The organism is Pseudomonas sp. Eth.TT006 (assembly GCF_054456575.1).
Genome location: NZ_JBTJEN010000001.1, coordinates 137,314 through 148,200, shown reverse-complemented (window position 1 = coordinate 148,200; position 10,887 = coordinate 137,314). Strand labels below are relative to the sequence as shown.

Here is a 10,887-nt window from a genome sequence, read left to right as displayed (position 1 = left end):
TTTAAAAACAAGGTCAAAAGATCGCAGCCTTCGGCGGCTCCTACAGGGGGCTTTTTACAGATCCAGCACCAGCAATTGTTCACTCTGCGCCGGTACCGCACAGCAGATCAGCACCTGCCCTTCTTCCGGCATGTCCGCCGGGGGCTGTGGATAATTCACTGCGCCACTGATCAGACGAGTCTTGCAGGTGCCGCACGAACCACCGCGGCAACTGAACTCCGGGCGCAGACCGCGGCTTTCCGCCAGCTCCAGCAGACTGCCGCCATCCGGTTGCCAACGGGCCTCTTTGGCCGATCGTTCGAACATCACCGGTACCGACGTGGTCGCGGCGGGCGGTTGTTCGATGACGATGGCGTCCGGATCGGCCTGACGCTTCAGTGTCGAGGGGCCAAAGGTTTCCGCATGAATCTGCGCATCGCGCACGTCCAGTTCACGCAAGATGTCGTAGATCCCTTGGGTAAAACCACCGGGACCACAGAGCACGAAGTCGAGCTGATCGAAATCCTCGGCATCCAGCAGGTTCCTCAGCACCGTGCCGTCAATTCGGCCCGGCAGATCAAAATCCTCGCCCTCTTGCAGATCAGCTTCCGGTTGGCTGAGCAAACGCAGGACTCGCACTGCGCCGCCGGCGGTTTCGAGTAGATGATCCAGCTCCTTGCGAAACGGCTGATCCGCCAGACTGCGCGAACTCTGCAGCAACAACGTCGGACGAATCCCCCGCGTCCTTAGGCCCTGATACACCACCTCGCGCAGCATCGACAGTAACGGCGTGATGCCGACACCCGCCGCCAACAGCACCAGCGGCCGTTGTTCCAGCGGCGCCACCGTGAAATGCCCTTGCGGCGCCCGCGCCTCGAGCACATCGCCGACGCGGATCTGCTGGTGCAAATGACCGGAAACAAGGCCTTCGCGCTTGACGCTGATGCGCAGGAAATCATCCGACGGCGCACTCGACAGGCTGTAGGTGCGGATATGGGTTTCGCCATTCAGCGTAAAGCGCAGCGGCAGATGCTGTCCGGCCTGGAATACCGGCATCCCGGCGCCGTCGTCCGGTTGCAGATAGATCGAGCGGATATGCTGGCTCTCCCGCTCGATGCGGGTCACCCGCAATGGTCGCCATTTGTCACCCAAGGCTTTGGCCTGCAAACGTGCGTCGGCCTGCGCCCAGGTACCGGTCAGCAGGCTGGTCGGCGACATGCCGTCAAAGCGCCAGCGCAAGGCCAGCGCCGCCGGACGCCGCACCAGTTTCTCCACCTCGAACGTCCACAGGCGCTCGGCGCCCTGAAACGCTTCGATCTGCGGCCCATCAAGGATGATCTCGGTACGACCGCTCAACTGCAGCACATCGCCTGTGGAAAAGTCGATGAACAGCAACCCCGCTCGCGGGTTGAGCAGCAGGTTGCCGAGGGTATTGAAATGCAGGTTGCCGGCAAAATCAGGAATGGTCAGGCGATTACCTTCCACCCTTACAAAACCGGGTTGGCCGCCGCGATGGGAAACATCCACTGCACGCTGGCCGTCGTCCTCCACGTAACTGGCGACGAAGAACGTATCAGCGCCGGCGATCAGCGCCGTGGCCGCGTCATCGAGAGCGGTCAGATACTTAGCCGGACGTGTCTGCGGATCCGTCAGCGGCACACGCTGAAACTGCCGCAACTGAATGTACTGCGGGCAATTGCCAAAGGCCTGATCCACGCTCACCGCAAAACCCTGAGCGCCGAGATGGCTGACATGCCCGTTAAGACGGTTACGCCGCCGGGTGTGCAACTCGATACCAAGCAGACCGATTGGCTCGCCATCGCGCAGTTGCGCCGGGTCATCGGCAGCCACCTGAGTGGTGAAATGCAAATGCTGCGGATCGGGCGACTGGGCGAACCCCGGTGCGCCCTCAAGCACACTGGCCCACGGCCGCCCATCCGCATCGACCGCGCCGTACAACAGAAACGGCAACTGCTGATAGAACGCCCGGTGCTGATCCGGCATCCAGCTGCGAATCACCTTACGCCCGAAGGCTTCCATGCGCTCGGCAACCCCGACATGCGCCTGTAACTGTTGCTCGCCAGCGTGCCACGGTGAACGTTCCATCACGACCTCTCCCCTGTACCGGCGGCACAGTGTGGATTGCGAAAATCAGGCGCTGGTTTGCAGACCGGCGACGGTGCGCGGCATGCCGACAAAACCGGGCAAGGCTTCGACCCGCGCCAGCCAGGCGCGAACATTGCCGTACTCAGCGAGCGACACGTTGCCTTCCGGTGCATGGGCGATGTAGCTGTAAGCGGAAACGTCAGCGATGGTCGGTTCATCGCCAGCCAGATACGCGGTTTGGCCCAGCTCGACGTCCATCACCTTGAGCAAGTTGTGCGCACGAGCGATCGCCTCTTCAGCATTCAGCTGTGCACCGAACACTGTGACCAATCGCGCTGCAGCAGGTCCGAAGGCAATCGGCCCAGCGGCGGCCGACAACCAGCGCTGTACCCGTGCGGCGCCGACCGGATCAGCTGGAAGCCAGCGACCCTGGCCATATTTCTGCGCCAGATACACCAGAATCGCGTTGGAATCGGCCAGCACCACGCCGCCATCATCGATCGCCGGCACTTGGCCAAAGCTGTTGATTGCCAAATACGCAGGTTGCTTGTGCTCACCCTTGGCCAGATCGACGAAGATCAATACGGTGGGCAGTTGCAGCAGGGACAGCATCAACTCGACGCGATGAGCATGGCCGGAACGCGGGAAGTTGTAGAGTTTGATCGCTTGCATGGTCGACTCCGCTGGAGGTGGCGCTGTTCGGGATGGCAGCACCGATGGGGGCCATCTTCCACCCATCCTCACGGCAACAGAATCACCAGCAATCGCAATCGATTATTTCACCTGATGAAATAACGCAGCGTTCTGCAACGCCGGATGCTCGCGCAGCGCCTTCACCGCGTGATCAACGAAGCTGCGCACCCGAGCCGGCGCCTTGCGCCCGCCCTGATACACCACATGGATCGGCAGCGGCGGCAGTTCAAACTCGGCGAGGACAATTTCCAGCTCGCCTGCGGCCACCTTGTCGGCGACTTGATAGGACAACACCCGGGTCAGCCCCAACCCCAGGCAGGCAGCGACGATCGCGGCCTGATTGGCAGTCACCACCAGCCTGGGCTCGGGCCGCACGCTGATCGCTTCGCCCTGATCCAGAAAGGGCCAACTGCGCAACTGGCCGATCGACGAGGTCGCCACCACCGGCGCCCCGGCCAATGCCTGTGGATGCTCGGGACGACCATACTCCGCCAGGTACTTCGGCGAACCACAGATCACCCGCCGCACCTCGCCGACCCGAATCGCGTGCTGATTGCTGTCCGGCAAGTCACCGATGCGCACCGCGACATCGATGCCCTCCTCGACCATGCTCACCACCCGATCAACCAACAGTGCATTGATCGAAACGTCCGGGTATTGCGTCAGATAAGCAGCCATCAGCGGCGTGACAAACAGCTCGCCGAACAATACCGGCGCGGTCACTGTCAATTGCCCACGGGGCTGGGCATGACTGCCTGCAGCGGAATCCTCGGCTTCCTGCACCTCGGCGAGAATCCTCCGACAGTCTTCCAGGTAACGCTGACCCGCTTCGCTCAGATGCACACTGCGCGTGGTGCGGATCAGCAATTGCGTACCGATACGCTGCTCCAGCGCCGCCACCGCCCGGGTGACACTCGCCGCTGACAAGCCCAGGCGCCGCGATGCCGCCGAAAAGCCTTGTTCCTGGGCCACGGCGGCGAAGATCTGCATTTCCTGGAAGCGGTCCATGGATGTCCTTGAGTCAGATATGAAAAATCGCAGCCGAGGCTGCGATTTTCTGGGGGTCTATGTCAGCTGTGGATAACTTATTCCACGGTCACCGACTTCGCCAGGTTGCGCGGCTGATCCACGTCCGTCCCCTTGAGCACAGCAACGTAATACGACAGCAGCTGCAACGGGATGGTATAGAGAATAGGCGAAAGGACGTCGTGGATATGCGGCATCTGCACCACGTGAGTGCCTTCGCCATTGGTCATCCCGGCCTTCTCGTCAGCAAACACGATCAGTTCGCCGCCACGGGCGCGGACTTCCTGCAGGTTGGATTTGAGCTTTTCCAGCAGTTCGTTGTTCGGCGCCACAGTGACCACCGGCATGTCGTTATCCACAAGGGCGAGCGGGCCGTGCTTCAGTTCGCCGGCCGGGTAGGCTTCGGCGTGGATGTAGGAGATTTCCTTGAGCTTCAGGGCACCTTCCATCGCCACCGGGAATTGCGCACCGCGGCCGAGGAACAGCGTGTGGTTTTTCTCGGCGAACAGTTCGGAGATCTTTTCCACCGTGCTGTCCATGGCCAGCGCTTCGCCCAGACGGGTCGGCAGGCGACGCAGTTCTTCCACCAGCGTGGCTTCGACGCCTGCGCCCAGGGTACCGCGCACCTGACCCAGCGACAGAGTCAACAGCAACAGGCCGACTAGTTGCGTGGTGAAGGCTTTGGTCGAGGCGACGCCGATTTCGCGGCCGGCCTGGGTCAGCAGGGTCAGATCGGATTCACGCACCAGCGAGCTGATGCCGACGTTGCAGATTGCCAGGCTGGCGAGGAAGCCCAGTTCCTTGGCATTACGCAGCGCGGCCAGGGTGTCGGCGGTTTCGCCGGACTGAGAGATGGTGACGAACAGGGTGTCCGGCTGCACCACCACCTTGCGATAGCGGAATTCGCTGGCGACTTCGACCTGGCACGGAATACCGGCCAACTCTTCGAGCCAGTAACGCGCGACCATACCGGCGTGGTAGCTGGTACCGCAGGCGACGATCTGCACATTCCGCACTTTGGCAAACAGTTCAGCAGCCTGTGGACCAAAAGCCTGCACCAGCACCTGATTCGGGCTCAGACGACCTTCGAGGGTGCGCTGGACCACGGACGGCTGCTCGTGGATTTCCTTGAGCATGTAGTGGCGGTATTCACCTTTATCGGCAGCTTCGGCGCCATCGCTGTACTGCACGGTCTGGCGCTCGACGGCTTTGCCGTTCACATCCCAGATCTGCACGCTGTCGCGGCGAATCTCGGCGATATCGCCCTCTTCCAGGTACATGAAACGGTCAGTGACCTGACGCAGGGCCAACTGGTCGGAGGCGAGGAAGTTTTCGCCCAGGCCCAGGCCGATCACCAGCGGGCTGCCACTGCGCGCGGCAACCAGACGGTCAGGCTGATGGGCGTTGATCACGGCCAGACCGTAGGCACCGTGGAGCTCCTTGACGGTCGCCTTGAGGGCAACGGTCAGATCTGGCTGATCCTTGAGCTTGTGGTTCAGCAGGTGGGCGATGACCTCGGTGTCGGTGTCCGAGGAAAACACGTAACCCAGCGCCTTGAGCTGTTCGCGCAGGGCTTCGTGGTTTTCGATGATGCCGTTATGCACCACGGCAATGTCGCCGGAGAAATGCGGGTGGGCGTTGCGCTCGCACGGCGCGCCGTGGGTTGCCCAACGGGTGTGCGCGATACCGAGTCGGCCGACCAGTGGATGCTCGGCCAGTGCGGCTTCCAGCTCGCTGACCTTGCCCGGACGCCGCATGCGCTCGAGCTTTTCATCATTGGTGAATACCGCCACACCGGCGCTGTCATAGCCGCGGTACTCAAGGCGTTTGAGGCCTTCGAGCAAGATGGCAGTGATATTACGTTCAGCAACTGCGCCGACAATTCCACACATGCTTATTTCTCCTGACTGACAGCCGCGCAAATCAAGGTGATACCGCGGGCCTGAATCTGATCGCGGGCCTCTTGTGGCAGGCGATCATCGGTAATGAGGGTATGGACGCTGCTCCATGGCAGCTCCAGATTAGGAATCTTGCGACCGATCTTGTCGGCTTCGACCATCACGATCACTTCGCGCGCCACCTCGGCCATCACCCGGCTGAGGCCGAGCAGTTCGTTGAACGTGGTGGTGCCGCGCACCAGATCGATGCCATCGGCGCCGATAAATAACTGATCAAAGTCGTAAGAGCGTAGTACCTGCTCCGCCACCTGGCCCTGGAAGGACTCGGAATGCGGGTCCCAGGTGCCGCCGGTCATCAGCAACACCGGCTCGTGTTCAAGTTCACTCAGGGCATTGGCGACGTGCAACGAGTTGGTCATGACCACCAGACCCGGCTGTTGGCCAAGCTCAGGGATCATCGCGGCGGTGGTGCTGCCGCTGTCGATGATGATGCGCGCGTGCTCACGGATACGTTTGACCGCGGCGCGAGCAATCGCCTGCTTGTACTTCGAGACGCTGTGACCGGATTCCGCGACCAATTCCTGCGGCATGGTGATTGCCCCGCCATAACGACGCAGCAACAGGCCATGGCTTTCCAGCGCAGCCAGATCCTTGCGGATCGTAACTTCCGAGGTTTCGAAGCGCTTGGCCAGTTCATCCACGCTGACTTCACCCTGCTCATTGAGCAAGGCAAGGATATTGTGCCGGCGCTGGGGCGTATTGCGTTTCGACATGGGTGCTTAAGTTTCGATTCGAAAGATAACGGAAGCAATCAAAACCTATTGCTCATTCATCGTCAAGCCAACGCGCAAAAAAAATCGCATCCCTCAACCCTCTCTGTAGGAGCTGCCGAAGGCTGCGATCTTTTGATCTTCAAACTGCTGTGGACTCAACCCTTGTTGATTTTCTCCGGCCGCTTCCAGCCATCCACGTTTCGTTGCCGCGCACGGCCCACAGCCAACTGCGCGTTATCCACATTCTGAGTGATGGTCGAGCCCGCCGCAGTGGTCGCACCGGAAGAGATATCCACAGGCGCGACCAGCGAGTTATTGGAACCGATAAACACATCTTCGCCCAACACGGTTTTCCACTTGTTGGCGCCATCGTAGTTGCAGGTGATGGTGCCCGCGCCAATGTTGGTCCGTGCACCGACTTCGGCGTCGCCCAGATAGGTCAGGTGCCCGGCCTTGGCGCCCTCGCCCATGCGGGCGTTTTTCAGTTCGACAAAGTTACCCACATGGGCGCGAGCTTCCAGCACCGTGCCCGGACGCAAACGGGCGAACGGACCGGCATCACTGCCTTCGCCCAGAATTGCACCTTCGATATGGCTGTTGGCTTTTATCACCACACCTTTGCGCAGGGTACTGTCCTTGATCACGCAGTTCGGGCCGATCACCACGTCATCTTCAATCACGACGTTGCCTTCCAGAATCACGTTAACGTCAATCAGTACATCGCGACCGACAGTCACTTCGCCACGCACATCGAAACGTGCCGGGTCGCGCAGAGTCACACCTTGCGCCATCAGGCGGCGGCCGGCGCGCAACTGGTAATGCCGCTCCAGTTCCGCCAATTGCTTGCGATCATTGGCGCCCTGCACTTCCATCGGATCGTGCGGCTGCTCGGTGGCCACCACCAGACCATCGTTGACCGCCATTTCGATCACGTCGGTCAGGTAGTACTCACCCTGCGCGTTATTGTTCGACAGGCGGCTCATCCAGTCGGCCAGACGATTGGCCGGGACCGCGAGGATTCCGGTGTTGCCTTCAGTGATTGCGCGCTGGGCCTCGCTGGCATCTTTATGCTCGACGATGGCTGCAACCTTGTTGTCAGCGTCGCGCACAATCCGGCCATAACCGGTCGGGTCTTCCAACTCGACGGTCAACAGCCCCATCTGTCCCGGCACGACATGCTTGAGCAGGCGTTGCAGGGTTTCGACCTCGATCAGTGGCACGTCACCGTAGAGGATCAGCACGGTATCGGCTTTGATGAACGGCACAGCCTGGGCGGTGGCGTGGCCGGTACCCAGTTGTTTGTCTTGCAGGACGAAATTCAGATCATCAGCGGCCAGACGTTCACGCACCACGTCAGCGCCGTGACCGATCACCACATGAATGCGTTGTGGATCGAGTTGTCGCGCGCTGTGGATAACATGACCCAGCATGGAGTTGCCGGCAACCGGGTGCAAAACCTTCGGCAGTGCCGAACGCATACGAGTGCCTTGACCGGCCGCGAGAATAACGATTTCGAGAGACATGACTGGCTACCAATCCTGGGCGGTCAGCAACTGCGACCGGAGTGTATAAATCGGAAAAGAAAAAAGGGTAGCCGAGGCTACCCTTTTTTATCAATCGCACAACAAGCGGCTGACGGATTAACCGCCAAACTTCTTGCGGATCTGCTGGACGGTGCGCAGCTGAGCTGCAGCCTCGGCCAGACGTGCGGACGCAGCTCCGTAATCGAAATCTGCGCTCTTCTCATGCAGAGCAGCTTCGGCAGCCTTGAGAGCTGCCTGAGCCTGAGCTTCATCCAGGTCGGCGGCGCGTTGCACAGTGTCGGCAAGAACCTTGACCATGTTCGGCTGAACCTCGAGGAAACCACCGGAGATGTAGAACACCTCGGCTTCCCCGCCTTGCTTGATCAGGCGGATCGGACCCGGCTTGAGATTAGTGATCAGCGGCGCGTGACCCAGAGCGATACCAAGATCACCCAGTGCACCGTGCGCAATCACCATCTCGACCAGGCCGGAAAAGATTTCCCCTTCCGCGCTGACGATATCGCAATGGACTGTCATAGCCATCTGATTGCCTCAACCTAAATTAGCGCCCGTTGCCGGGCGCCGGGATTACAGTTTCTTGGCTTTCTCGATCGCTTCTTCGATGCCGCCAACCATGTAGAACGCTTGTTCTGGCAGGTGGTCGTAGTCACCGTTGAGGATGCCTTTGAAGCCAGCAATGGTGTCTTTCAGGGAAACGTATTTACCCGAAGCACCGGTGAAGACTTCAGCCACGAAGAACGGCTGCGACAAGAAGCGCTGGATCTTACGAGCACGGTTAACCAGCTGTTTGTCGGCTTCCGACAGCTCGTCCATACCCAGGATCGCGATGATGTCTTTCAGCTCTTTGTAGCGCTGCAGAACATACTGAACGCCGCGAGCGGTTTCGTAGTGATCGTTGCCGATCACGTTCGGATCCAGCTGACGCGAAGTCGAGTCCAGTGGGTCTACCGCCGGGTAGATACCCAGGGAAGCGATGTCACGGGACAGAACGACGGTGGCGTCCAGGTGAGCAAACGTGGTCGCTGGCGACGGGTCAGTCAAGTCGTCCGCTGGTACGTATACGGCCTGGATCGAAGTAATCGAACCTTGCTTGGTCGAAGTGATGCGCTCTTGCAGCACGCCCATCTCTTCAGCCAGGGTCGGCTGGTAACCTACTGCCGAAGGCATACGGCCCAGCAGTGCGGATACTTCAGTACCGGCCAGGGTGTAACGATAGATGTTGTCGACGAACAGCAGAACGTCGTTACCTTCGTCACGGAACTTCTCGGCCATGGTCAGGCCGGTCAGGGCTACGCGCAGACGGTTTCCCGGCGGCTCGTTCATCTGACCGTAAACCAGTGCCACTTTGTCCAGAACGTTGGAGTCCTTCATCTCGTGGTAGAAGTCGTTACCCTCACGAGTACGCTCACCCACACCGGCGAACACGGAATAACCGCTGTGCTCGATGGCGATGTTACGGATCAGTTCCATCATGTTTACGGTTTTGCCTACACCGGCACCACCGAACAGACCGACTTTACCGCCCTTGGCGAACGGGCAGACCAGGTCGATAACCTTGATGCCGGTTTCCAGCAGCTCGTTGCCACCCGCCTGTTCTGCGAAGGAAGGAGCGGCGCGGTGGATACCCCAGCGCTCTTCTTCGCCGATCGGGCCAGCTTCGTCGATCGGGTTGCCCAGTACGTCCATGATCCGGCCCAGAGTCGCTTTACCGACCGGTACGGAGATGGCTGCGCCAGTGTTGTTGACGTCCAGACCGCGCTTCAAGCCTTCGGTGGAGCCCATCGCAATGGTACGAACCACGCCGTCACCCAGCTGCTGCTGAACTTCCAGAGTGGTTTCGGCGCCTTGAACCTTCAAGGCGTCGTAGATGCTCGGTACGCTGTCGCGTGGAAATTCCACGTCGATAACGGCGCCGATGATTTGAACGATACGTCCGCTACTCATAGCTGGATCCTCTGAATATTTGAACCGTTAAACCGCGGCAGCGCCGCCGACGATTTCCGAGATCTCTTGGGTGATCGCAGCCTGACGCGCCTTGTTGTAGATCAGCTGCAAATCGCTGATCAAATCACCGGCGTTGTCGGTAGCGTTCTTCATCGCGATCATCCGCGCAGCCTGTTCAGCCGCGTTGTTCTCGACCACCGCCTGGTACACCTGCGACTCCACGTAGCGCACCATCAAGCCGTCAAGCAGCTCTTTGGCGTCTGGTTCGTAGAGGTAGTCCCAGTGGTGCTTGAGTTCCTGATCCGGGGTCGCCACCAGTGGAATCAACTGCTCCACGGTAGGCTGTTGCGTCATGGTGTTGATGAACTTGTTGGATACCACGGACAGGCGGTCGATACGGCCGTCCAGGTAGGCATCCAGCATCACCTTGACGCTGCCGATCAGATCATTGATCGACGGCTCTTCACCCAGGTGGCTGATAGCTGCAACGACGTTACCGCCGAAGTTGCGGAAAAAGGCCGCACCCTTGCTACCCACGACACACAGATCAATCTCGACGCCGTTTTCGCGGTTTACCGCCATGTCCTTGACCAGGGCCTTGAACAGGTTGGTGTTCAAGCCGCCGCACAGACCACGGTCACTGCTCACTACGACATAACCGACGCGCTTTACTTCACGGTCGATCATGAACGGGTGGCGGTATTCCGGGTTGGCGTTGGCCAGATGCCCAATTACCTGGCGGATACGTTCCGCATAAGGACGGCTAGCAGCCATGCGCATTTGTGCCTTGCGCATTTTGCTGACCGCCACTTTTTCCATGGCGCTGGTAATTTTTTGCGTGCTTTTGATGCTCGCAATCTTACTGCGAATCTCTTTTGCGCCTGCCATGTAACACCTATCAGGTTAGCAAGCGGGAGCCTTGCG

General features: G+C 59.9%; 9 protein-coding genes. All 9 read right to left on the bottom strand.

The window, feature by feature from the left end:
- Positions 1 to 54 precede the first annotated feature (54 nt).
- The 9 genes from ACXR0M_RS00720 to atpG all read right to left on the bottom strand — a co-directional run bounded on the left by ACXR0M_RS00720 (position 55) and on the right by atpG (position 10,851).
- A complete protein-coding gene (locus ACXR0M_RS00720; RefSeq protein ID WP_458829008.1) occupies positions 55 to 2,085 on the bottom strand; it encodes a pyridoxamine 5'-phosphate oxidase family protein in 2,031 nt (676 codons plus the stop codon).
- Between the two features lie 45 nt (positions 2,086 to 2,130).
- On the bottom strand, positions 2,131 to 2,757 hold the full coding sequence (locus ACXR0M_RS00715) for a glutathione S-transferase family protein (RefSeq protein WP_458829006.1): 627 nt from the start codon (positions 2,755 to 2,757) through the stop codon (positions 2,131 to 2,133).
- 102 nt (positions 2,758 to 2,859) lie between these two features.
- Positions 2,860 to 3,786, bottom strand: coding sequence for a LysR family transcriptional regulator (locus ACXR0M_RS00710; RefSeq protein WP_458829004.1), 927 nt, complete (start codon positions 3,784 to 3,786; stop codon positions 2,860 to 2,862).
- A gap of 77 nt (positions 3,787 to 3,863) precedes the next feature.
- A complete protein-coding gene (gene glmS / locus ACXR0M_RS00705) occupies positions 3,864 to 5,696 on the bottom strand; it encodes a glutamine--fructose-6-phosphate transaminase (isomerizing) (RefSeq protein ID WP_458829002.1) in 1,833 nt (610 codons plus the stop codon).
- Positions 5,697 to 5,698: 2 nt separating this feature from the next.
- Positions 5,699 to 6,475, bottom strand: a complete 777-nt coding sequence (locus ACXR0M_RS00700) for a DeoR/GlpR family DNA-binding transcription regulator (RefSeq protein ID WP_458829000.1) — start codon at positions 6,473 to 6,475, stop codon at positions 5,699 to 5,701.
- A 155-nt stretch (positions 6,476 to 6,630) separates the two neighbouring features.
- Positions 6,631 to 7,998 (bottom strand): bifunctional UDP-N-acetylglucosamine diphosphorylase/glucosamine-1-phosphate N-acetyltransferase GlmU, encoded by a 1,368-nt coding sequence (gene glmU / locus ACXR0M_RS00695; RefSeq protein ID WP_458828999.1) that lies wholly within the window; start codon positions 7,996 to 7,998, stop codon positions 6,631 to 6,633.
- A 117-nt stretch (positions 7,999 to 8,115) separates the two neighbouring features.
- The gene (locus ACXR0M_RS00690; RefSeq protein WP_007954164.1) at positions 8,116 to 8,541 is read right to left on the bottom strand and encodes a F0F1 ATP synthase subunit epsilon; all 426 of its coding nucleotides are present in this window, start codon (positions 8,539 to 8,541) and stop codon (positions 8,116 to 8,118) included.
- Between the two features lie 45 nt (positions 8,542 to 8,586).
- Positions 8,587 to 9,963: a F0F1 ATP synthase subunit beta gene (gene atpD, locus ACXR0M_RS00685; RefSeq protein WP_007954162.1), complete on the bottom strand. Its 1,377-nt coding sequence runs from the start codon at positions 9,961 to 9,963 to the stop codon at positions 8,587 to 8,589.
- A 27-nt stretch (positions 9,964 to 9,990) separates the two neighbouring features.
- The gene (atpG, locus tag ACXR0M_RS00680; protein ID WP_007954161.1) at positions 9,991 to 10,851 is read right to left on the bottom strand and encodes a F0F1 ATP synthase subunit gamma; all 861 of its coding nucleotides are present in this window, start codon (positions 10,849 to 10,851) and stop codon (positions 9,991 to 9,993) included.
- Positions 10,852 to 10,887 lie beyond the last annotated feature (36 nt).

What these genes read in the sequence shown, in the direction of transcription:
- atpD (WP_007954162.1), bottom strand. Translation starts at nt 9,963, where the DNA reads ATGAGTAGCGGACGTATCGTTCAAATCATCGGCGCCGTTATCGACGTG.
- ACXR0M_RS00690 (WP_007954164.1), bottom strand. Translation starts at nt 8,541, where the DNA reads ATGGCTATGACAGTCCATTGCGATATCGTCAGCGCGGAAGGGGAAATC.
- atpG (WP_007954161.1), bottom strand. Translation starts at nt 10,851, where the DNA reads ATGGCAGGCGCAAAAGAGATTCGCAGTAAGATTGCGAGCATCAAAAGC.
- ACXR0M_RS00715 (WP_458829006.1), bottom strand. Translation starts at nt 2,757, where the DNA reads ATGCAAGCGATCAAACTCTACAACTTCCCGCGTTCCGGCCATGCTCAT.
- ACXR0M_RS00700 (WP_458829000.1), bottom strand. Translation starts at nt 6,475, where the DNA reads ATGTCGAAACGCAATACGCCCCAGCGCCGGCACAATATCCTTGCCTTG.
- ACXR0M_RS00720 (WP_458829008.1), bottom strand. Translation starts at nt 2,085, where the DNA reads ATGGAACGTTCACCGTGGCACGCTGGCGAGCAACAGTTACAGGCGCAT.
- ACXR0M_RS00710 (WP_458829004.1), bottom strand. Translation starts at nt 3,786, where the DNA reads ATGGACCGCTTCCAGGAAATGCAGATCTTCGCCGCCGTGGCCCAGGAA.
- glmS (WP_458829002.1), bottom strand. Translation starts at nt 5,696, where the DNA reads ATGTGTGGAATTGTCGGCGCAGTTGCTGAACGTAATATCACTGCCATC.
- glmU (WP_458828999.1), bottom strand. Translation starts at nt 7,998, where the DNA reads ATGTCTCTCGAAATCGTTATTCTCGCGGCCGGTCAAGGCACTCGTATG.